22 protein-coding genes are annotated in these 19,782 nt (G+C 63.2%); 13 read left to right on the forward strand and 9 right to left on the reverse strand.

Going from position 1 to position 19,782, the window contains the following annotated elements:
• Positions 1-120: 120 nt before the first annotated feature.
• From tkt to RFM68_RS02045, 6 genes are all read left to right on the forward strand, one after another.
• Complete coding sequence (tkt, locus tag RFM68_RS02020; RefSeq protein WP_320230969.1) at positions 121-2,109, forward strand: transketolase; 1,989 nt, start codon at positions 121-123, stop codon at positions 2,107-2,109.
• A 154-nt stretch (positions 2,110-2,263) separates the two neighbouring features.
• Positions 2,264-3,274: a type I glyceraldehyde-3-phosphate dehydrogenase gene (gene gap, locus RFM68_RS02025; protein WP_320230970.1), complete on the forward strand. Its 1,011-nt coding sequence runs from the start codon at positions 2,264-2,266 to the stop codon at positions 3,272-3,274.
• A gap of 156 nt (positions 3,275-3,430) precedes the next feature.
• Positions 3,431-5,320, forward strand: coding sequence for a potassium/proton antiporter (locus RFM68_RS02030; protein WP_320230971.1), 1,890 nt, complete (start codon positions 3,431-3,433; stop codon positions 5,318-5,320).
• A gap of 102 nt (positions 5,321-5,422) precedes the next feature.
• Positions 5,423-6,619, forward strand: a complete 1,197-nt coding sequence (locus RFM68_RS02035) for a phosphoglycerate kinase (RefSeq protein WP_320230972.1) — start codon at positions 5,423-5,425, stop codon at positions 6,617-6,619.
• Positions 6,620-6,738: 119 nt separating this feature from the next.
• Entirely contained in the window at positions 6,739-7,764 is a 1,026-nt protein-coding gene (locus tag RFM68_RS02040) for a class I fructose-bisphosphate aldolase (protein ID WP_320230973.1), read from the forward strand.
• Positions 7,765-8,022: 258 nt separating this feature from the next.
• The gene (locus RFM68_RS02045) at positions 8,023-8,763 is read left to right on the forward strand and encodes a DUF899 domain-containing protein (RefSeq protein WP_320230974.1); all 741 of its coding nucleotides are present in this window, start codon (positions 8,023-8,025) and stop codon (positions 8,761-8,763) included.
• Positions 8,764-8,850: 87 nt separating this feature from the next.
• On the opposite strand, the gene RFM68_RS02050 is transcribed toward RFM68_RS02045, so the two are convergent.
• Positions 8,851-9,030: a hypothetical protein gene (locus tag RFM68_RS02050; RefSeq protein ID WP_040985195.1), complete on the reverse strand. Its 180-nt coding sequence runs from the start codon at positions 9,028-9,030 to the stop codon at positions 8,851-8,853.
• 186 nt (positions 9,031-9,216) lie between these two features.
• Between RFM68_RS02050 and RFM68_RS02055 the strand changes: the two genes are divergently transcribed.
• The 3 genes from RFM68_RS02055 (at position 9,217) to RFM68_RS02065 (ending at position 10,739) form a co-directional block, all read left to right on the forward strand.
• On the forward strand, positions 9,217-9,381 hold the full coding sequence (locus RFM68_RS02055; RefSeq protein ID WP_320230975.1) for a hypothetical protein: 165 nt from the start codon (positions 9,217-9,219) through the stop codon (positions 9,379-9,381).
• A 209-nt stretch (positions 9,382-9,590) separates the two neighbouring features.
• Positions 9,591-10,001 (forward strand): hypothetical protein, encoded by a 411-nt coding sequence (locus RFM68_RS02060; RefSeq protein WP_320230976.1) that lies wholly within the window; start codon positions 9,591-9,593, stop codon positions 9,999-10,001.
• Between the two features lie 18 nt (positions 10,002-10,019).
• Complete coding sequence (locus tag RFM68_RS02065) at positions 10,020-10,739, forward strand: helix-turn-helix transcriptional regulator (protein ID WP_127865650.1); 720 nt, start codon at positions 10,020-10,022, stop codon at positions 10,737-10,739.
• 166 nt (positions 10,740-10,905) lie between these two features.
• Here the strand turns inward: RFM68_RS02065 and RFM68_RS02070 are convergent, their stop codons facing one another.
• The 3 genes from RFM68_RS02070 to RFM68_RS02080 form a co-directional block, all read right to left on the reverse strand.
• Complete coding sequence (locus RFM68_RS02070; protein ID WP_320230977.1) at positions 10,906-11,604, reverse strand: DUF1013 domain-containing protein; 699 nt, start codon at positions 11,602-11,604, stop codon at positions 10,906-10,908.
• Between the two features lie 403 nt (positions 11,605-12,007).
• Positions 12,008-12,148 (reverse strand): DUF1127 domain-containing protein, encoded by a 141-nt coding sequence (locus tag RFM68_RS02075; protein ID WP_320230978.1) that lies wholly within the window; start codon positions 12,146-12,148, stop codon positions 12,008-12,010.
• 357 nt (positions 12,149-12,505) lie between these two features.
• Entirely contained in the window at positions 12,506-13,486 is a 981-nt protein-coding gene (locus tag RFM68_RS02080) for an NAD(P)H-quinone oxidoreductase (RefSeq protein ID WP_430694810.1), read from the reverse strand.
• A 143-nt stretch (positions 13,487-13,629) separates the two neighbouring features.
• Between RFM68_RS02080 and RFM68_RS02085 the strand changes: the two genes are divergently transcribed.
• The 3 genes from RFM68_RS02085 to RFM68_RS02095 all read left to right on the forward strand — a co-directional run bounded on the left by RFM68_RS02085 (position 13,630) and on the right by RFM68_RS02095 (position 15,459).
• Positions 13,630-13,824: a DUF1192 domain-containing protein gene (locus RFM68_RS02085; protein ID WP_320230980.1), complete on the forward strand. Its 195-nt coding sequence runs from the start codon at positions 13,630-13,632 to the stop codon at positions 13,822-13,824.
• Between the two features lie 79 nt (positions 13,825-13,903).
• On the forward strand, positions 13,904-15,151 hold the full coding sequence (locus RFM68_RS02090; RefSeq protein ID WP_320230981.1) for an MFS transporter: 1,248 nt from the start codon (positions 13,904-13,906) through the stop codon (positions 15,149-15,151).
• A 32-nt stretch (positions 15,152-15,183) separates the two neighbouring features.
• Positions 15,184-15,459, forward strand: a complete 276-nt coding sequence (locus RFM68_RS02095) for an ArsR/SmtB family transcription factor (protein ID WP_320230982.1) — start codon at positions 15,184-15,186, stop codon at positions 15,457-15,459.
• Between the two features lie 77 nt (positions 15,460-15,536).
• Here the strand turns inward: RFM68_RS02095 and RFM68_RS02100 are convergent, their stop codons facing one another.
• On the reverse strand, positions 15,537-16,193 hold the full coding sequence (locus RFM68_RS02100) for a glutathione S-transferase family protein (protein ID WP_320230983.1): 657 nt from the start codon (positions 16,191-16,193) through the stop codon (positions 15,537-15,539).
• A gap of 119 nt (positions 16,194-16,312) precedes the next feature.
• Positions 16,313-17,140 (reverse strand): alpha/beta fold hydrolase, encoded by an 828-nt coding sequence (locus tag RFM68_RS02105; protein ID WP_320230984.1) that lies wholly within the window; start codon positions 17,138-17,140, stop codon positions 16,313-16,315.
• 86 nt (positions 17,141-17,226) lie between these two features.
• Here RFM68_RS02105 and RFM68_RS02110 point away from each other — a divergent pair, with 86 nt between their 5' ends.
• On the forward strand, positions 17,227-17,745 hold the full coding sequence (locus RFM68_RS02110) for a winged helix-turn-helix transcriptional regulator (RefSeq protein ID WP_320230985.1): 519 nt from the start codon (positions 17,227-17,229) through the stop codon (positions 17,743-17,745).
• A 259-nt stretch (positions 17,746-18,004) separates the two neighbouring features.
• On the opposite strand, the gene RFM68_RS02115 is transcribed toward RFM68_RS02110, so the two are convergent.
• The 3 genes from RFM68_RS02115 to RFM68_RS02125 form a co-directional block, all read right to left on the reverse strand.
• Positions 18,005-18,406 carry a hypothetical protein gene (locus RFM68_RS02115; protein ID WP_320230986.1) on the reverse strand — a complete coding sequence of 134 codons (402 nt, stop codon included), beginning with the start codon at positions 18,404-18,406 and terminating at the stop codon, positions 18,005-18,007.
• A 236-nt stretch (positions 18,407-18,642) separates the two neighbouring features.
• On the reverse strand, positions 18,643-18,825 hold the full coding sequence (gene rpmF, locus RFM68_RS02120; protein ID WP_006203806.1) for a 50S ribosomal protein L32: 183 nt from the start codon (positions 18,823-18,825) through the stop codon (positions 18,643-18,645).
• 154 nt (positions 18,826-18,979) lie between these two features.
• Positions 18,980-19,687, reverse strand: coding sequence for a biosynthetic peptidoglycan transglycosylase (locus tag RFM68_RS02125; protein WP_320231053.1), 708 nt, complete (start codon positions 19,685-19,687; stop codon positions 18,980-18,982).
• Positions 19,688-19,782 lie beyond the last annotated feature (95 nt).

The following is a 19,782-nucleotide window of genomic DNA, read 5'->3' on the forward strand; positions in this document are numbered from 1 at the left end:
ATCACAAGCCCGGCAAAAACCGTCCCCATTTGTTGACTAAAAGGCCGTGCCTGCTATGTGTCGCGCAACCCTTTCCCCAGGGTTCTCCCAAGGCCCTCAACCCGATTTCCCGGAGGAAGTATGAGCTCGCGCGAACAACATGACCGGATGGCCAATGCGATCCGTTTTCTTGCCATGGACGCCGTCGAGAAGGCGAACTCCGGTCACCCCGGCCTGCCGATGGGCTGCGCCGACATCGCCACCGTGCTGTTCAGCCGCTTCCTGAAATTCGACGCCAAGGCGCCGCACTGGGCCGACCGCGACCGGTTCATCCTGTCGGCCGGCCACGGCTCGATGCTGCTCTATTCGCTCCTCTACCTCACCGGCTATGAGGACATGACGATCGACCAGATCAAGAATTTCCGCCAGCTCGGTTCCAAGACCGCCGGCCACCCCGAATACGGCCATGCCGCCGGCATCGAGACCACTACCGGTCCGCTCGGCCAGGGCCTTGCCAATTCGGTCGGCTTCGCGCTCGGCGAGCGCATCATGAATGCCGCCTTCGGCAACGATCTCGTCAACCACTACACCTATGTGCTGGCCGGCGACGGCTGCCTGATGGAAGGCGTCTCCCAGGAAGCCATCGCCCTTGCCGGTCATCTCAAGCTCAACAAGCTGATCGTCTTCTGGGACAACAACAACATCTCGATCGACGGTCCGGTTTCGCTTGCCGACAACACCGACCAAGTCGCCCGCTTCCAGGCTTCCGGCTGGAATGCCAGCCACATCGACGGCACCGATCCGGAGGCGATCGCCTATGCCATCGAAGCCGCGCGCCATTCCGACAAGCCGACGATGATCGCCTGCAAGACCACCATCGGCTTCGGCGCCCCGACCAAGGCCGGCACCAACAAGGCGCATGGCTCGGCGCTCGGCCCCGAGGAAATCGCCGGCGCGCGCAAGTTCTTCAACTGGAGTTCGCCGCCTTTCGAGATTCCGGCAGACATTCTCGACGCCTGGCGCGCCGTCGGCAAAACCGGCGTCAAGGCGCGCACCGATTGGGAAGGGCGCCTCGCCAAGGCGGACGCCAAGCTGAAGGGCGAGTTCGAGCGCCGCATCGCCGGCAAGCTGCCGGAGAATTTCGACGCCGTGCTCGGCGACTATAAGAAGAAGCTCAGCCAGGACAAGCCGAAGGTCGCGACCCGCAAGTCCTCGGAAATGGCTCTGGAAGTCATCAACGGCACGGTGCCGGAAACCATCGGCGGCTCGGCCGACCTCACCGGCTCCAACAACACCAAGACCAGCCAGACCAAGAACATCACGTCGGACGATTACGGCCAGCGCTATGTCCATTACGGCGTCCGCGAGCACGGCATGGCGGCGGCGATCAATGGCCTGACCTTGCATGGCGGCCTGATCGCCTATGGCGGCACCTTCCTGTGTTTCTCCGACTACGCCCGTCCGTCGATGCGTCTGGCCTCGCTGATGGGCATCCGCTCGATCTTCGTCATGACGCATGATTCGATCGGCCTCGGCGAGGACGGCCCGACCCATCAGCCGGTCGAGCATCTGGCGGCGCTGCGCGCCATTCCGAACCACAATGTCTTCCGCCCGGCCGATGCGGTGGAAACCGCCGAATGCTGGCAGATCGCGCTCGAATCCGAAAAGACGCCCTCGACCCTGGCGCTGACCCGCCAGAACCTGCCGACGGTGCGCACCGAATTCAGCGCCAAGAACCTGAGCAGCCAGGGCGCCTACGAGCTGGCCGCCGCCAGCGGCGAGGCGGTGGTGACGATCTTTGCCACCGGCTCCGAGGTCGAGATCGCGCTCGGTGCGCGCGACCTGCTCGAAAAACACGGCCACCCGACCCGCGTCGTCTCGGTGCCCTGCTTCGAGCTGTTCGACCTGCAGAGCGACGATTACCGCAAGAAGACCATCGGCAACGCCAAGGTGAAGGTCGCGATCGAAGCCGGCATCCGCCAGGGCTGGGACCACCTCATCGGCACTGACGGCATCTTCGTCGGCATGCACGGCTTCGGCGCCTCGGGCACGATCGAGCAGCTCTATCCGCATTTCGGCATCACCGCCGATGCCGCGGCCAAGGTGGTCGAAGCCCGTCTGCACAAATAGAAATTGGCTCAGGCCGGCAGCTCCGATTAACGGTTTTGCCGGACTGGACCAACCTAATCGATTTAAATCCGACCTTCTGCGGCTGGATTCTTACGCCGTCCGCCGTTATGAAGCTGCGGACCCATCCGCTTTCCAGCCCCCAAGGGAGAGAACAATGACCGTCAGAGTTGCCATCAACGGATTTGGCCGTATCGGCCGCAACATCCTACGCGCCATTCATGAATCCGGCCGCAAGGACATCGACGTCGTCGCCGTCAACGATCTCGGCCCGGTCGAGACCAACGCGCACCTGCTGCGCTATGACAGCGTGCATGGCCGCTTCCCGCATGAGGTGACGGTCGACGGCGACCAAATCTCCGTCGGCAAGGAGAAGTTCAAGGTCACCGCCATCAAGGACCCTACGCAGCTGCCGTGGAAGGAGCTCGGCGTCGACATCGCGCTCGAATGCACCGGCATCTTCACCGCCCGTGACAAGGCAGCCGCGCACCTCACCGCCGGCGCCAAGCGCGTCCTCGTCTCGGCGCCGGCCGAAGGCGCCGACCTGACCGTCGTCTACGGCATCAACCACGACAAGCTGACCAAGGACCACGTCGTCATCTCGAACGCCTCCTGCACCACCAATTGCCTGGCGCCGCTGGCGGCCGTGCTGCACGAGACCGTCGGCATCGAGAAGGGCATGATGACGACGATCCACTCCTACACCGGCGACCAGCCGACGCTGGACACCATGCACAAGGACCTCTACCGCGCCCGCGCGGCGGCGCTCTCGCAGATCCCGACCTCGACCGGTGCGGCCAAGGCGATCGGCCTGGTGCTGCCCGAGCTCAAGGGCAAGCTCGACGGCATCTCGATCCGCGTGCCGACCCCGAACGTCTCGGTCGTCGACCTCAAGTTCATCGCCAAGCGCTCGACCACGCCGCAGGAGATCAACGAGGCGCTGATCGCCGCTTCCAAGGGCAAGCTCATGGGCGTGCTCTCGGTCACCCATCATCCGAACGTGTCGATCGACTTCAATCATGATCCGCATTCCTCGATCGTGGCGCTCGACCAGACCAAGGTGATGGACGGCAATTTCGTTTCGGTGCTGTCCTGGTACGACAATGAATGGGGCTTTTCGAACCGCATGGGCGACACCGCCGTTGCCTTCGGCAAGACCATCGCCTGATTGCGGGCATCCTTCCGCGATTGGAGACGCCCGGTTTCGGCCGGGCGTTTTTATTGGCCGCTTGGCCAAAAACCATGCTGCCGCCTTGCACTGGTCATGTCTTCGCCCCACTCTGCCTTGAAGCGGGAGGGACGCGTATCTGAGGGGCAATAGCGGATGGAGCATGCGATCTATCTCGTGACGCTGGTCGGCACAGCGCTTGTCGTGGCCGCCGCGTTTTCGAGCCTGATCGCCTTCCGCTTCGGTGCTCCTCTGCTGCTTCTCTTCCTCTGCATCGGGCTTGCCACCGGCGTCGACGGCCTCGGCATCGAATTCGACAATGCGCGGCTGGCTTATTTTGCCGGCTCACTGGCGCTGGCGATCATCCTGTTCGATTCCGGGTTCGGCACGCCGCTCAACGCATTGCGGCAGGCAGCTGGACCGGCACTGTCGCTCGCAACCGTCGGCGTCATCCTGACCACCGCCATTTTCGGTACCGCCGCTTACTACCTGCTCGATCTCAACTGGCTGGAATCCTCGCTGCTGGGTGCCGCCGTCGCCTCCACCGATGCGGCGGCCGTCTTCTTCCTGCTGCGCGCCGGCGAGATCCATCTGCGCGAGCGCGTGCGCGCGACGCTCGAGGTGGAATCCGGCACCAACGACCCGATCGCCATCTTCCTTACCATCACCCTGGTCGAGATCATCGCCGCGCATGCCAATCCGGAAGCCAATGTGCTGGCCACCAACCTTTTGCTCGGCTTCCTCGCCAATATGGGGCTCGGCGCCATTGTCGGCGTGCTCGGCGGCTTCGGCATCGTGCGTCTTGTCGAGCGGCTGAACCTCGACCACGGCCTGCTGCCGATCTTCGTGCTGACGCTGTCGCTGATGGTGTTTGCCGCCGCCGGCGCCATTGGCGGCTCGGGCTTCCTCGCCGTCTACCTTGCAGGGTTGATCGCCGGCAATTCCGACATCCGCGCCGTCACCATCCTGAAGCGCTTCCAGGACGGCATGTCGTGGCTGGCGCAGATCATCATGTTCCTGATCCTCGGCCTGTTCGCCACGCCTTCGCAGTTCCCGGCGATCCTGGTGCCGGCGATCCTGCTTGGGCTGTTTCTCATCTTCGTGGCGCGGCCGGTCGCCGTCTGGCTCTGCCTGATCCCGTTCCGCCTGCCGCGGCCCGAAGTCGCCTTCGTCTCCTGGGTCGGCCTGCGCGGCGCGGTCTCGATCCTGCTTGCCATCACGCCGCTGCTCGGCGGCCTCGAGCATGGCCGGCTGATCTTCAACGCCGCCTTCATCATCGTGCTGGTGTCGCTGGTGGTTCAGGGCTGGACCGTCGGGCCGCTGGCGCGCCGCCTCGGCCTGATCGTGCCGGCGCGTCTCGGGCCGCTGGACAAGGTAGAGCTCGAATTGCCGGGCTCGGCCCATCACGAGCTGCTCGCTTATCGCGTGGCGCCGGGAAGCCCGGTGGCGCGCGGCGAGCGCATTCCGCGCTGGGCACGGCCCTCGCTGGTGCTGCGCGACGGCCGCTCGATGCGCTTCCAGGACATGGGTCGGCTTGCCGCCGGCGATCAGGTCTACATCTTCGTGCCGGATCGATATCCGCGCCTGCTCGACAAGCTTTTTGCCAGTCGCGCCGTGGTCGATCCCGAAGATGCCGACTTCTTCGGCGCCTTCGCCCTCGACCCGGCCCGCTCGGCGGCGGAGCTGGAAGCCGCTTATGGTCCGGGCCTGACGGAGGCCGAACAGAAGCTCACTGTTGCCGCGTTGATTTCGGAGCGGCTCGGCGGCCACCCCGAATATGCCGACCGCGTGATGATCGGCCCGATCGAGCTGATCGTGCGCGATGTCGACGAAAAAGGCAGGATCACCGGGCTTGGCCTCTCCTTCGAACCAACCGCGCCGGTCGCGCGCGTACCGGTATTCATGAGCGCCGGCGAAATCGGCGACCGCATCGCCGCCCTGATCCGCAACTGGCGCAGGCCGGTGGAAAGGCAGGCGGTCGAGGACGTGCCGATCGACACCGTAGCGCCCGCACCGGACGGGCAGAAGGCAACCGGCGAAGGCTGATGTCTCACGGCGACATCATTTTTGCTCACGCGCCTCAACGCGGCCCTTGCATCGTCCTTCGTGCCGGGTAAGGTCGCCGCGTTTTCGCGGAAAGGAACGACCATGGCCGGCTTCAAGACACTCGATGACATCGGCGCCGTCAGCGGCAGGCGCGTCCTGGTGCGTGTCGACCTCAACGTTCCCGTCGCCGACGGCAAGGTGACCGACGCCACCCGCATCGAGCGCGTCGCGCCGACCATCGCCGAGCTTTCCAAAAAGGGCGCCAAGGTCATTCTGCTTGCACATTTCGGCCGTCCCAAGGACGGCCCCTCGGCCGAGTTCTCGCTGGAACCTATCGCCAGGGCCACGGCAGACGTTCTCGGCCGCCCTGTCGGCTTCGCCTCCGACTGCGTCGGCGACAAAGCCGCCGATGCCGTTGCCGCCATGAAGGACGGCGACGTCCTGCTGTTCGAAAACACCCGCTTCCACAAGGCCGAGGAGAAGAACGAGCCGGCCTTCACCGAACAGCTCGCCGCCAATGGCGACATCTATGTCAACGACGCTTTTTCCGCCGCGCACCGTGCCCATGCGTCGACAGAAGGCCTGGCGCATCGGCTGCCGGCCTATGCCGGCCGCACCATGCAGGCCGAGCTCGACGCGCTGGAAAAAGGCCTCGGCAACCCGGCGCGGCCGGTCGTGGCCATCGTCGGCGGGGCCAAGGTCTCGAGCAAGATCGACCTGTTGATGAACCTGGTGAAGAAGGTCGACGCGCTGGTGATCGGCGGCGGCATGGCCAACACATTCCTGGCGGCGCGCGGCACCGATGTCGGCAAGTCGCTCTGCGAACATGACCTCGCCGGCACCGCCAAGCAGATCATGATCGAAGCGGCCGAAGCTGGCTGCGCCGTCATCCTGCCCGCCGACGGCGTCGTCGCCAAGGAATTCAAGGCAGGCGCCCCAAGCGAGACGGTTGCCATCTCGGACGTGCCGGCCGACGGCATGATCCTCGATGTCGGCGCGAAGACCGTGCAGAGCGTCAACGACTGGATCGACCGTGCCGCGACGCTGGTCTGGAACGGTCCGCTCGGCGCCTTCGAGATCGCGCCTTTCGACCGCGCCACGGTGGCGGCTGCAAAGCACGCGGCAGCCCGCACCCGGCAGGGCAAGCTTGTGTCGGTAGCCGGCGGCGGCGACACGGTGGCCGCGCTCAACCATGCCGGTGTCGCCGACGACTTCACCTATGTCTCGACCGCCGGAGGCGCATTCCTCGAATGGATGGAAGGCAAGCCGCTGCCCGGCGTCGAGGTGCTAAAGCGCTAAGCAGTCCGGGAACGCGCGAAACCGCGCCCGGCTTTCAATCGATTCGAGCTTTTCGACCCCATTCCTTTGGCGGTAGAGTTCCGTTAAGCGCGGAACCAACACTGTCAAGGAGAGCACCCATGAGTGAACGTCTCGAAGATATTGCCGCCGCGATCGTCGCCGGTGGCAAGGGCCTTTTGGCCGCCGATGAAAGCTCCGGCACCATCAAGAAACGCTTCGACGTCATCGGCGTCGAATCGACCGCCGACAACCGGCGTGACTATCGCGAGATGATGTTCCGGTCCAAGGAGGCGATGTCCCGGTACATCTCCGGCGTCATCCTCTACGACGAGACGATCCGCCAGAAGGCCGCCGACGGCACGCCGCTGGTCGACATCATCAAGGCGGCTGGCGCCATTCCGGGCATCAAGGTCGACGCCGGCGCCAAGCCTCTCGCCGGCTTTCCCGGCGACACCATCACCGAGGGCCTCGACGGGCTGCGCGAACGGCTCGCCGACTATTACAAGCTCGGCGCCCGTTTCGCCAAATGGCGCGCGGTGATCGACATCGACACCGGCAAGGGCGTGCCTTCCGCCAATTCGATCAGCTCGAACACCCATGCTTTGGCCCGCTATGCCGCGCTTTGCCAAGAGGCCGGTATCGTGCCGATCGTCGAGCCGGAAGTGCTGATGGACGGCGCCCACTCGATCGACACCTGCTACGACGTCTCCAAGGCGACGCTGATCAAGCTCTACGACGAACTCTACGCGGCGCGCGTCGTGCTGGAAGGGACCATCCTGAAGCCCAATATGGTTATCTCCGGCAAGAAATCGGGCAGGACGGACAGCCCCGAGGAAATCGCCGAGAAGACGATAAAACTGTTCCGCGAAGTGGTGCCGTCGGCGGTGCCGGGCATTGCCTTCCTCTCCGGCGGCCAGGAGGACGAGGAGGCGACCGCCAACCTCAACGCCATCAACACCATCGGACCGCATCCGTGGAAACTGACCTTCTCCTACGGCCGTGCCCTGCAGGCCGCGCCGCAGAAGGCGTGGAGCGGCAAGGCATCGAACGTCGCCGCCGGTCAGGCCGCCTTCACCCATCGCGCCCACATGAACCATCTGGCGGCGCTCGGAAAATGGCAGCCGGCGCTGGAAAAGGCCGCCTGACGCTGCTCTGCTTCATGCATCGAAAACCCGGGCCACTGGCTCGGGTTTTTTGTTTTTTGCGGGCCGCATTCCTACCTGATGCAGCGAAACAGCGGCGGCAGATGCATGTCGCCCGAAAGTGTGCGCCGGTTTTGGGAAACGACATGCATAAAACAAGGACTTAAAAGCGCGTCGCCTGAATCCGTTTCAGCGCGATGCGCTTTATGTCGGGTCGCGCCCGTGTCGAACGTCCTTGGCAGGAGAGGACAGGAGATAGTTATGCATCGCAATGCCGTGGTTTCGCGCGACGACTGGTTCGAGGCGCATAGAAAGCACCTGGAGCGCGAGAAGGAACTGACGCAATTTCGCGACCGCATCGCCGCCGAGCGGCGGCAACTGCCCTGGTACAAACTGCGCAAGGACTATGTCTTCGAAAGCGAAGCGGGACCGAAGCGCCTGGCCGAACTGTTCGCCGGCAAGAGCCAGCTCATCGTCTATCATTTCATGATGACGCCGGGCTCCGATCACCGTTGCGAGGGCTGCTCGTTCCTGGCCGACCATATCGACGGCGCCAACCAGCATCTGAAGCACCATGATGTATCGCTGGTCGTCGTCGCACGCGCGCCGCTGACCGAGATCCTGCCTTACAAGCAGCGCATGGGCTGGAAGTTCGACTGGGTGTCGTCCTATGCGTCCGACTTCAACTTCGACCTGCAGGTCTCCTTCACCGACAAGCAGATCACGGCGGGCGAAACCACCTATAATTTCGAGAAGCGTCCGTTGCGGTCGAAAGACCTGCCCGGCACCAGCATCTTCCATCGCAACGAGTGCGGCGACACCTTCCTCACCTTCATGTCGCGCGCCCGCGGCGGCGACGCGCTGATCGGCGCCTATCATTATCTCGACATGACGCCGAAGGGCCGCGCCGAGACCGGCCCCTATCATGGCTTGATGGACTGGGTGCGCCTCCACGACGAATACCAGGACAAGGCGAAGGGGCTGCCGGATTGCTGCGAATGATCAACCTTGTTCACCTCCTTCGTGAGCAGGTTGCCGCGCCTGGGCGAAGACGCGCCATTCGCAGGTCGTCCGCACAGACAGACCTACCTACGCCCAGTGCCCAAGGACCGCAGCCAGCGATATCGCAGCCATGGCAAGCAGCGCCAGCTTCCAGAAATCGCCGCGCCGCTTCAGCCCCGGCCAGCCGAGCGGCTTGATGACCTGGATCAGCATGATGCCGATGATGACAAGGGCGAGCAGTTTCGTCATGCCGCCTTTGACCAGCAATGCCCGCGCCTGTCAAAGCCGTTCTCGGCGCCGCCGTCCGGACTGAATTCCCCTGACAATCCGGCGGTTTCCCGGAACCCCGCCAGACTTTGCGGCGCCTTCTTCCATACCCTGCCAAGCTCCTGACAGACTGCTGTCAGGAGGGGTGTGAGATACTCTCCTCATCAGAAACAGAGGAGCCAGGTCATGAACGGTTTTACCATCCTGCGTAGCGTGCAACACTATGTCGGCAGAATCCACACCGTGCGCAATGAGATCCGCACTCAGCGTTTTTTGAACACCTTGCCGGCGGATATCCGCAAGGACATCGGCTGGCCGGACCTTTACACCGGTCGCGTGCGTGAAAACTGAAATTTTGCGGCCGCGACTTGGATTGCGGCGACACCACGCCCAGATGTAATGGCGGCCAGTGCTGTTGCGTTTCGGGAAAGAGGCCTTTGTTCGCCGGTAGCTTCGCCGCACGCCTCCTGACAGGATGTTGTCAGGAGGCATGCGGTAATTGAAGGGGCTCCGATCCTGACAGGAACGAACATGATCCGACTATACGGAGTTGTCCGCGTATGGCGAAAAACTGGAACGACAGGCTGAACACGCCGGGCACCAACGGCATCAAGCCGTCGCCGCGCACGGTCGGCGATGTCGTCGAGGGCCAGTCGATGCTGGTGCCGACCGCGCGCCAGGTCGACGACCTCATCCGCTCGATCCCTGAAGGGGTGGAGATGAATGTTCGCGCGCTCCGCACCGCTTTGGCCGTCGAGCACGGCGCCGAAGTGACATGTCCGGTGACGATCGGCTATCATCTTCGCACCGTTGCCGAGGCCGCTCATGAGGATCTTGAGCGCGGCATGACATTGAGCGATGTCGCGCCGTTCTGGCGTGTGCTGGATGCGGAGACGCCGACCACGGGCAGACTGTCCTTCGGGGCGAAATTCGTTGCCGCGCAGCGCAAGCGCGAAGGGCTGAAGCCATAAACCCCGGGGGAGAAATCGATGCGCCGCGCCGACAGGCTTTTCCAGATCGTACAGCATTTGCGGGGTGGCCGGCTGGTCACCGCGCAGAAGCTCGGCACTTGGCTCGAGGTTTCCGAACGCACCATTTACCGCGACATAGCCGACCTGCAGTCGACCGGCGTGCCGATCGACGGCGAAGCAGGCGTCGGCTACATGATGAGGGAGGGTTTCGACCTTCCACCGCTGATGTTCACACGTGACGAGATCGTGGCGCTGGTTGCCGGCGCCCGGATGGTGCGCGCCTTTGGTGGCGCCGCGATGGCAAGGGCCGCCGACGAGGCGCTGGTCAAGATCGGCGCAGTGCTGCCCGATACCGAAAAGGACCGCATCGCCCGCACCGAGATCCACACCCCGATGTGGGTGGTGAGCGATGCCGCGCGCGAGGCGATCGACCTCATCGAGCGCGCCGTCGAGAAACGCCAGGTGCTGACCATCGACTATTCCGACGAGGCCGGCCGCGGCACCGCGCGCGACATCAGGCCCTTGGGCCTGTGGTTTTGGGGCAAGGTCTGGACCCTGGTCGCCTGGTGCGAGATGCGTGACGATTTCCGCGCCTTCCGCATCGATCGCATCGCCTCGGTCGTCATCGCCGGCCGCGTCTTCAAGCCTGAGCGCGGCAAGCAGCTTGCCGATTTCTACCGCGCCGTCGAGCGCAGCGAGGATTACGGCATGGCGCCTGACCGCGCCGCGCGGACATGACTTTCCTCCCAAGCCATTGTCCAACAAAAAAGCCCGCGCGAGCGGGCTTTTTTGTTGAGCGCCATCGATGCATGTCCCCCAGAAAGTGCGCAGCGGGTCCGGGACAACGGCATGCAAAACAAACCTGAAGCGCGTCGCGTGAAGCGTTTCGCGACGCGTTTTTGGCTTACTCCTGGTCCTCGTCCTCGTCCTTGTCCTTCGACTTGAGTGCCGAAAGCTTGGCGAAGACGGCGTTGGCGTCGAGTTCGGCATCCTCGTCCTTCGGCTTCTCGGGCGCCGGCACCAGCCGTTCGGTGAGTGCCGCTGGCAGCAGCGTGTCGCCGACGGGCTGCGCCGGCTCGCGGCCGCGCGAGGCCCGGTTGACTTCGAGGTCGAGGTCGATCTGCGAGGTGAGGCCGAGCGTCACCGGATCCATCGGCTGCAGATTGACCGAATTCCAATGCTTGCGTTCACGAATCTGCTCGATGGTCGACTTGGTCGTGCCGACAAGACGCGAGATCTGTGCGTCCTTGAGTTCCGGATGGTTGCGCACCAGCCAGAGGATAGCGTTCGGGCGGTCCTGGCGCTTCGAAAGCGGCGTGTAACGGGGACCCTTGCGCTTCGATTCCGGCACGCGAACCTTGGGGTCGGACAGTTTGAGCCGGTGGTTCGGGTCCTTCTCGCTGCGTGCGATCTCGTCGCGGGTGAGCTGGCCAGTCATGATCGGATCCATGCCCTTGATGCCCTGCGCCGACTCGCCGTCGGCGATCGCCTTGACCTCCAGCGGATGCAGCCCGCAGAATTGCGCGATCTGCTCGAAGGAGAGCGCGGTGTTGTCGACCAGCCAGACAGCGGTCGCCTTGGGCATCAGCAGCGAATTGGCCATATCAAAAATCCTTCTCGTTCGCCCGCGTTCCCGCGCGGGCGGTGGTTTTAGAGCCACCAAATGGGAAATTCGCGGCCTATATAAACGCTCCCTCACATTTTCGCAATGTTTTTGGGAAGGAGCCGATTTGCCAAAAGTGCCACAGCGTCCTTTGCGTGTCCGAAAGGACGCGCGGCGCTGTATGTCGCCCAAAAGTGCGCGGCGGTTTTGGGACAACGGCATGTATAAAACAAAGGCTTAAAAGCGCGTCGCTCGAATCCGTATCGACGCGGCGTGCTTTAAGCCCCCGAAAAGACAAAACCCGCCGGACAGGGTCCAGCGGGTTCGGAACCGGAGACAAGCAAGCGTCTCCACGGCTCTGGCTTCTCCTCGCGGCCCCGGCCTTGCGGCCGGGGCGCTGCGATCAAAGAGCCTGGCGGGCGATGCGCTCGATGTCGCCACGGTTGATGCCGAGGTCGCTCAGCTGGCGGGCATTGAGCTTGTTCAACTCGCGCACGGTTTCGTTGTACATGCGCCACTTACGGAAAGCACTGATCGGGTTCATGATGGTTCTCCAGTCGTTTGGTCAAATCGTTTGATGCCGCTTAAATAGGCACGTCTGCCCACAAATTGAACGGACGCTTTTGCATGGCCGCAATGCGTTTTGTGCAATGCAGCATTAAGCCTTTGTTCAGCTTGGAGATGGGGGCATTCGCCGACCTCAGGATGGGTCGAGATTCAGGTCAGGCCGAGCCGAGAATAATGGCTTCCGAGAACCGGCCTACGCCGACCGTAGCTTTCTTAGAGCGGAGACACTTATGAGGGCTTCGGCCGGCGAAGGCCTGAGCGGCGCGTACGTGAAGCACCGGAAGCACCGGAAGTCATTGTTCGCAGGCCGGCCTCACCTGAATATCGACCCATCCTAGCCGACGTCGAGGACGATCTTGCCTATATGCTCGCCCTCTTCCATGCGCTCATGCGCCCGCCAGGCTTCCGTCAGCGGAAAGATCATGTCCATGACGGGGGCCACTTTTCGCGTCCCGAGCAGCGGCCACACCTGCGCTTCGAGCGCGGCCGCTATCGCCGCCTTGAACTCGACGGTGCGTGGGCGAAGCGTCGAGCCGGTATGTGTCAGCCGTTTCACCATGATCTTTGAAAAGTCGGCGCTGGCCACGGCACCGGCCTGCACCGCGATCTGGACGATGCGCGCTTCAACGGCCGCGGCATCGTAGTTGCGCCCGACATAGTCGCCGCCGACCATGTCGAGGATGACGTCGGCACCCTTCCTGTCGGTCGCATCCTTGACCGCGGCGACAAAATCCTCCTCGCGGTAATTGATCGCCCGGTCGGCGCCGAGCTTCAGGCAGGCGTCACATTTCTCCTTGCTGCCGGCGGTGGTGATGACATAAGCGCCGAACGCCGAGGCGAGCTGGATTGCGGTGGTACCGATGCCGGACGAGCCGCCATGGACAAGCAGAGTCTCGCCCTTCTTCAGCCCGCCGCGCTCGAACACATTGTGCCAGACGGTGAAGTAGTTTTCCGGAACCGCCGCGGCCTCCGAATGCGTAAAGCCTGCCGGCAGCGGCAGCACGCTGCCCGCATGCACCTTGACATATTCGGCATAGCCGCCGCCCGGCGTCAGCGCGCAGACCCGGTCGCCGATGCGCCAGCGCGATATCTCGTCGCCGAGCGCCGCGATTTCGCCCGAAGCTTCGAGGCCGGGCAAGTCGGAAGCGCCGGGCGGCGGCGGATAGGCGCCTTTGCGCTGCTGCACGTCCGGCCGGTTGACGCCGGCCGCATGCACCCGGATCAGCACTTCGCCCGGACCGGGCACGGGCACGTCGCGGGTTTCCGGCTTCAGCACCTTGGGACCGCCGGGCTGCGAGATCGCGATGGCCGTCATCTTCGCCGGTATCTCGTGATTGTTTGACATGGCTTTCCCGTTTCCTCGAATTTGTGCCGTCGCTCGCGGTTTGCATCGGCGCCCCTGCCCTATGTATGCTGATTGCCAAATCAGGCAAATGGCCAAGTAAGGGAGGAGCGACGATGGCTATCTTCGACGACGAACCCAGGAAAAAGCCCCGCCCGCACGAGATCGGCCAGAACTTGTCGCTGCTGTCCGCCGGCGAATTGTCGGAGCGCATCGCATTGCTGCGCGACGAGATCGCCAGACTGGAAGCCGAACTGACCGCCAAAGGCACAACCAAATCCGCCGCTGAGGCCTTATTTCGCCGCGGATAGATGTCCGGCCTGCGCGCCCGCCGCCGAAAAGCCCGAATAAGCCTGTCTCCAGACCCTGCGCCCGAACCCGGATCAAGCGATGTTTGCAACCTACCGACCGATCCTCTCGCTGCTTCGCGGCACGGCGTTCCTGCTGGCGGCATCCGGCCTGCACGGCCTGCTTTTGCCGTTGCGCGGCCAGTTGGAAGGCTTTTCGACCGCATCGCTCGGCCTGATGGGCACCGCCTGGGCCGGCGGCTTCGTCGCCGGCTGTTTCTTCGCACCGCGCCTTGTACGCCGCGCCGGCCATGTCAGGGCCTTCGGCGCCTTCGCCGCGTCGGGCGCGATCGTCGCGCTGCTCACCGGCCTCATCATCGACGAATATTTCTGGATTCTGTTGCGCGCCTTCACCGGCTTCACCATGGCCGGCGCCTTCATGGTCATCGAGAGCTGGCTGAACGAGAAGGCCACCAACGAGAACCGCGGCACGGTCTTCGGTCTCTATATGATGGTCACCTACGCTTCGATCATGGGCGGCCAGATGATCGTTGCCGGCGGCGACGTGCGGTCGGCCTCGCTGTTCATGATCACCGGCATCCTGTTTTGTCTCTCGCTTATTCCGACGGCTGTGTCGACGCAGTCGCATCCGAAGCCCCTGCAGGACGTCAAGCTCGACGTCAAAGGCCTTTACGCGAATTCACCGGTGTCCGCGGTGGCCTGCCTTCTGATCGGCATCGCCAACGGTGCCTGGGGCACGCTGGGCGCCGTCTACGGCGCCCGTATCGGCATATCGACCGCGGAGATCGCGTTGATGATGAGCCTTGTGGTCGTCGCCGGCGCCGCAATGCAGCTTCCGGCCGGGCGCCTTTCCGATACAACCGATCGACGCTTCGTGCTCGCCGGCGCGGCCTTCGGCGCGGCTCTGATCGCGGCGCTGATCTTCCTGATCGCGCCGCGTTCGGGTGTGTTCGTCATCGTGCTGACCGCCGCCTACGGCGCCTTCGCCTACACGCTCTATTCGATCGCCGTCGCGCATGCCAACGACCACGCCCGCTCCGAGGACTTCGTCAAGGTTTCCGGCGGCCTGCTCTTGCTCTACGGCTTCGGCACGATGATCGGCCCGCTTTTGGCCGCGGCCTTGATGGGTTCGGTGCGTCCGGAGGGACTTTTCATTGCCACCGCGCTCGCGCATCTCAGTCTCGCCGGCTACACGCTGCTGCGCATCCGCGCTCGCGCGCCGGTGCCGATCGAAAACCGCGATGCCTTCAAGACTCAGCCCGCGGACCGCGCGGTCACACCTGAGGCATTGCGGCTCGACCCGCGCAGAAAGGTTGAAACCGACGGTTGAGATTTGGAAAACTTTGCCCCACAAATAAAGGCATGATCTTTTCCGATGCCTTCGTGGCGATCGCCGATCCGAACCGGCGCTATCTCTTGGAAGAACTCCGGCGCGGCCCGAAGACGGTGAACGAATTGGCGGCCGGATTGCCAGTCTCACGCCCGGCCGTTTCTCAACATCTCAAAGTCCTGCTCGACGCCGGCCTTGTCAATGCCAAGGCCAAAGGCACAAGGCGCGTCTATACCGTCAGCACCGCCGGTTTCCTCAGGCTCAACATCTGGCTCGACCAGTTCTGGGAAACAGCGCCCGGCGAATAATGTCTGGCCGCCGTAGATGGCATCGTCATAGGAGCTGGTGAACGTGAAATCGTCCGCCAGCATGGCCCGCGACTAAATTAGCCGTCGTTGTAGGGGAATAACTTGAAATAGGGCTGCGCTTCCTCGATGACGCGGGCGAAGGACGAGCGCGCGAGCAGCCGGTCGTGATAGCGTTTGACGGCCGGGAATTTGTCGCCGAACGGCTCGACCTTGTTGGCGTAGAACAGCGCCGGCGAGGCGGCGCAGTCTGCCATCGTAAAGGTTTCGCCTACGGCCCAGGTCCTTCCCGTCATCTCCTCTTCGATAATGGCGTAGGAATTGCGGAGTTGCGCGCGAGCCTCCTCGACCCCGAACGGATCGGTCTTGTCCTTTGGCCGCAGCCTGTCGCCGACGATCTTCTGCATCGGATGCTGCATATAGAAATCGTAGAAACGGTCCGCCTGGCGGACTTGGAGGGCGACATCGACATCGGCGGGAATGAGCTCGACCGGCCCGGGATAATGCGCGGCGAGATATTCGATGACGATGGTCGATTCCAACACCGTGCGGTCCCGCGCATCGTCGCGCAAGGCAGGCATCTTGCCTGTCGGCGACACTTTCAGGAAAGCCGCGCGCGAGGCGTCGTCGCCGAGGTCGACAATGACCGGTTTGAAGGGCGTGTCGTTTTCGTAGAACGCAATCAGCGGCTTCCAGCAGAAGGATGCCAGCGGGTGGAAATGCAGCGTCAGGGACATTCTGGCTCTCGTCGTCGTTGCAGATTCAAAACCTGAAGCAGTTACTTTGCCGCGTGGCGGTCCCGTCAAGGGCGGGATCACTGATGTGTGGCGGAAGCCATCACTGTGTGGCCAAGCCATCACGGGTGCGTCGCGATGGCTTCGACGATTTGCGGCCAGTCGTCGCGGTGCAGTTCGTGACCGCCGCGTTCGATCCACACCAGCCTTGCGGCGGGAACGGCCTCGGCAAGCGCTTCTCCATGCTCGATCGGGAAGATCGGATCGGCGGTGCCGTGGACGACGAGCAGCGGCACGCGGAGATCCCGCACCGTCCGCTGCGGGCCGCCGCCCTTGAGCAGGAAATGATTGGTCGCGCTGGCGAGGCCGCCGGAGCGGTCGTAATCCTCCTCGATCATCGCGCGCGTCCGTTTCTCGTCGAACGGATGGAGCGTGCTGGCGATCGCGCGAGCGTCCTTGACCATGAAGTCGAGCACCTGCCCCCGGTTCGACCAGTCGAGGTCGGCGCGTTCCGCCGAATGCTGATTGTAGGCTTCGGTCGTTCCGGGCAGAGCGGAGGTATCGACGCCGAGCGGCGAGCTGCTGATCACGGTGAGCGCGTTGACGCGTTCGGGATATTTCAGCGCCACGCTCTGCGCGATCATGCCGCCCATCGACATGCCGGCGACATGCGCCTTGGCGACGCCATGGTCATTGAGCACACGCACGGCATCGTCCACAAGGTCCTCGAATGTGTAGGGCGGCGCACCGGGCGGATATTTCGTCGACAGGCCGGTATCGCGGTTGTCGTAGCGGGTGACGAAACGGTCGCGCTCGGCAAGTTGCCTACAGAAGGCTTCCGGCCACCACTGCATCGACGCCATCGCACCCATTATCAGAAGGATTGCCCGATCCGCCGGGTCACCGAACGCCTGAGAGACGATTTCAGGACGCTGTGTCGACTTCGTCATAGGTACCTCCAATCTGATTGCATTTTGCAATCAGTTGCGCGATACTAAGACCGATATCATAATGCAACTGGTTTTTGGAGATCGTTATGAAGACCGAGCATCGATCCGGCTGCCCGATCAATCTGTCGCTCGAGGTCTTTGGCGACCGCTGGAGCCTGATCATCCTGCGCGACATGATCTTTGGCGGAAAGCGCCATTTCCGCGAATTGCTCAACGGCTCGCTGGAGGGCATCGCCTCCAACATCCTTGCCGACCGGCTGAAGCGGCTGATGGAGCTTGGCATGCTGACCAAGGCCGACGATCCCAGCCACAAGCAGAAGGCGATCTACAGCCTGACCGAGATGGCGATCACGCTGGTGCCGATCATGGCGCATCTCGGCGCCTGGGGGCGCATCTGGCTGCCGGTCACGGAAGAACTGTCGATCCGCGCCGACCTGCTCGAAAAGGGCGGTCCACCGCTATGGGAGCAGTTCATGGACGAGTTGCGCCACGAACATCTGGGCGCGCCGTCGAAGACGCCACCAGGAACACTGACGGTGCGCCAGCAACTGCGCGCTGCCTACGAGGAAGTGGTCGCGCGAAAGGCCGAAACGACGGCAGGTTGAGGCGGGGCGAAGAACTTCGTCATTCCAGGGCGAAGCAGGAGCGAAGCTCCGTCGCGAAGACCCTGGAATCCATGCCGTTACCTTCGCCAAGGAGTACAGCGGAGCAGAATTCTGCCCCGCAGCAGCGCTTCCAAGTCACGGAATAGATTCTATGGTCTGCGCCACGTCGCTGCGCTCCTTGCTCCGCCATAGAATGACGACGCGATCAATGTGCTGCGCCAATCGCGAAGTCATGCGATCAGAAATTCTATGCCTTATCTCAGTTCAGGTTGATGTCCCTGCTTGCCGACCGCATCGACACAGAGAAGCCGGCCAGCACGTCGAACAGCGCGATGACCATCAGCGTGAAAAAGACGGAGTGTGCCGCGCCCTTCACCAGCAGGAACTCGACCAGGAAGGCAATGAAGACCAGCGTCGACAACAGATGATCCAGGATCGAGGCATTGGTCGTGCGCACCGATTTCGAGATTTCGACGAACAGGAAGATCAGCCCGATCAGCACCATCAGGTCGCCGAGCGTCATCGAGAAGACGCCGCCCGACATCATCCGGAACGAGAACATCTCGATCATCCAGGGATCGTCGCCACCGCCGAACAATCCGAGCAGTCCGAGATTGTAGAGGACGAAGGGTACGATCAGCAGCGGGATGGCACCGAACATCTGGGCGACTCCAATGGGGCACCCCTTTTGTAAAATCCGCGGCAAGCGCGCCGTCAAGGTTTTTCGCTGGCGGCAGCGAACACGCTGTAAGACCTAATGAAATAACGATGTCAGCAGGTTGTCCGGCTGCCTTTCAGCCAGGCGTGCCCATCCAGCACGAAGCCATTCCCAGTCGCCAAAAACAAAAGACCGGCCAGAAGCCGGTCTTTTGAAACGTCACGAACCGTGGAAGCTTCTCAGCTTTCCTTCGGCTCCAGCACCTGGCGGCCGCGATACATGCCGGTCTTCAGGTCGATGTGGTGCGGACGGCGCATCTCGCCGGAATTCTTGTCCTCGACATAGGTCGGGGCCTTGAGGGCGTCGGCCGAGCGGCGCATGCCGCGCTTCGAGGGAGAGGTTTTTCTTTTTGGAACGGCCATGGATATGCTCCACTACATGGTCAAAATGCCCCGGCAACCCTCGCGAAAGGGCCGCATCGAGGCCATAATCTGAGAAAGTCGGGTGCCTATACACGCCTTACGCAGTTTTGGCCAGCGTTGCCCGCGAATTTTTTTGAGCCGGCACCGCTCCGTCCTAATCCAGGCAACCGACATACGCGACCGATCGACTGGCGCGCCGCTCGATCAGCGAGGCCAGCCGCCGCAAGCCCGGCCCCGGCTTGGCCGGATTGCGCGTGATCGGATTGGGCAAGCTGACGGCAAGCAGGGCTGCCTGCCTTCGCGACAATTGCTTGGCCGAGACCCCGAAATGATGCCGGGCGGCGGCCTCGATGCCGTAAATGCCCGGCCCCCATTCGGCGATGTTGAGATAGATTTCCATGATGCGCCGCTTCGACATCACCGCATCGAAATAGACGGCCAAGGGCAGTTCGACCACCTTGCGCACGCTGCCCAGCGGCCGCGACCACAGGAAAAGGTTCTTCACCGTCTGCATGGTGATGGTGGAGGCACCGCGCGTCGCCTCGCCGGCCAGCGCATCGTCGACCACGCCGCGCAATTCGCCGAGGTCGACACCGCGATGGAAGCAGAACTGCCCGTCCTCCGACATGATCACCGAATGCGCCAGCACCGGCGCGACGTCGTCTATCGACACCCAGCGTCGGTCGTAGCCGGAAAAGGTCACGAGGTCCTTCAGCATCAGCGTCGAGATCGGATGCACGAAGGACGGCAGATAAAGGAACGTGAGCACGACCGGGATAGCCGCCAGCACGAACGCCACGACCAGGCCACGCCGGACGATGCGCTTCATACCAGCGCGGTTCAGGCGCCGCGGCCGCGCCATGTCCAGCCCTTCGATTTCATGTTCGACGATCGGTTCCGTCAAGCCGCCCCACCCGTGCCTCGCCCCCTCCGGCATAAAGGCGCGCGCCTGCTTGC

The organism is Mesorhizobium montanum, from assembly GCF_033977145.1.
Classification (GTDB): domain Bacteria; phylum Pseudomonadota; class Alphaproteobacteria; order Rhizobiales; family Rhizobiaceae; genus Mesorhizobium; species Mesorhizobium montanum.

What these genes read in the sequence shown, in the direction of transcription:
- RFM68_RS02100 (WP_320230983.1), bottom strand. Translation starts at nt 16,193, where the DNA reads ATGTCCCTGACGCTGCATTTCCACCCGCTGGCATCCTTCTGCTGGAAG.
- RFM68_RS02110 (WP_320230985.1), top strand. Translation starts at nt 17,227, where the DNA reads ATGAAGACCGAGCATCGATCCGGCTGCCCGATCAATCTGTCGCTCGAG.
- RFM68_RS02060 (WP_320230976.1), top strand. Translation starts at nt 9,591, where the DNA reads ATGGCGAAAAACTGGAACGACAGGCTGAACACGCCGGGCACCAACGGC.
- RFM68_RS02045 (WP_320230974.1), top strand. Translation starts at nt 8,023, where the DNA reads ATGCATCGCAATGCCGTGGTTTCGCGCGACGACTGGTTCGAGGCGCAT.
- RFM68_RS02080 (WP_430694810.1), bottom strand. Translation starts at nt 13,486, where the DNA reads ATGACGGCCATCGCGATCTCGCAGCCCGGCGGTCCCAAGGTGCTGAAG.
- RFM68_RS02095 (WP_320230982.1), top strand. Translation starts at nt 15,184, where the DNA reads ATGATCTTTTCCGATGCCTTCGTGGCGATCGCCGATCCGAACCGGCGC.
- RFM68_RS02035 (WP_320230972.1), top strand. Translation starts at nt 5,423, where the DNA reads ATGGCCGGCTTCAAGACACTCGATGACATCGGCGCCGTCAGCGGCAGG.
- rpmF (WP_006203806.1), bottom strand. Translation starts at nt 18,825, where the DNA reads ATGGCCGTTCCAAAAAGAAAAACCTCTCCCTCGAAGCGCGGCATGCGC.
- RFM68_RS02070 (WP_320230977.1), bottom strand. Translation starts at nt 11,604, where the DNA reads ATGGCCAATTCGCTGCTGATGCCCAAGGCGACCGCTGTCTGGCTGGTC.
- RFM68_RS02055 (WP_320230975.1), top strand. Translation starts at nt 9,217, where the DNA reads ATGAACGGTTTTACCATCCTGCGTAGCGTGCAACACTATGTCGGCAGA.
- RFM68_RS02085 (WP_320230980.1), top strand. Translation starts at nt 13,630, where the DNA reads ATGGCTATCTTCGACGACGAACCCAGGAAAAAGCCCCGCCCGCACGAG.
- gap (WP_320230970.1), top strand. Translation starts at nt 2,264, where the DNA reads ATGACCGTCAGAGTTGCCATCAACGGATTTGGCCGTATCGGCCGCAAC.
- RFM68_RS02075 (WP_320230978.1), bottom strand. Translation starts at nt 12,148, where the DNA reads ATGAACCCGATCAGTGCTTTCCGTAAGTGGCGCATGTACAACGAAACC.
- RFM68_RS02040 (WP_320230973.1), top strand. Translation starts at nt 6,739, where the DNA reads ATGAGTGAACGTCTCGAAGATATTGCCGCCGCGATCGTCGCCGGTGGC.
- RFM68_RS02065 (WP_127865650.1), top strand. Translation starts at nt 10,020, where the DNA reads ATGCGCCGCGCCGACAGGCTTTTCCAGATCGTACAGCATTTGCGGGGT.
- RFM68_RS02105 (WP_320230984.1), bottom strand. Translation starts at nt 17,140, where the DNA reads ATGACGAAGTCGACACAGCGTCCTGAAATCGTCTCTCAGGCGTTCGGT.
- RFM68_RS02115 (WP_320230986.1), bottom strand. Translation starts at nt 18,406, where the DNA reads ATGTTCGGTGCCATCCCGCTGCTGATCGTACCCTTCGTCCTCTACAAT.
- RFM68_RS02030 (WP_320230971.1), top strand. Translation starts at nt 3,431, where the DNA reads ATGGAGCATGCGATCTATCTCGTGACGCTGGTCGGCACAGCGCTTGTC.
- RFM68_RS02125 (WP_320231053.1), bottom strand. Translation starts at nt 19,687, where the DNA reads ATGGCGCGGCCGCGGCGCCTGAACCGCGCTGGTATGAAGCGCATCGTC.
- tkt (WP_320230969.1), top strand. Translation starts at nt 121, where the DNA reads ATGAGCTCGCGCGAACAACATGACCGGATGGCCAATGCGATCCGTTTT.
- RFM68_RS02090 (WP_320230981.1), top strand. Translation starts at nt 13,904, where the DNA reads ATGTTTGCAACCTACCGACCGATCCTCTCGCTGCTTCGCGGCACGGCG.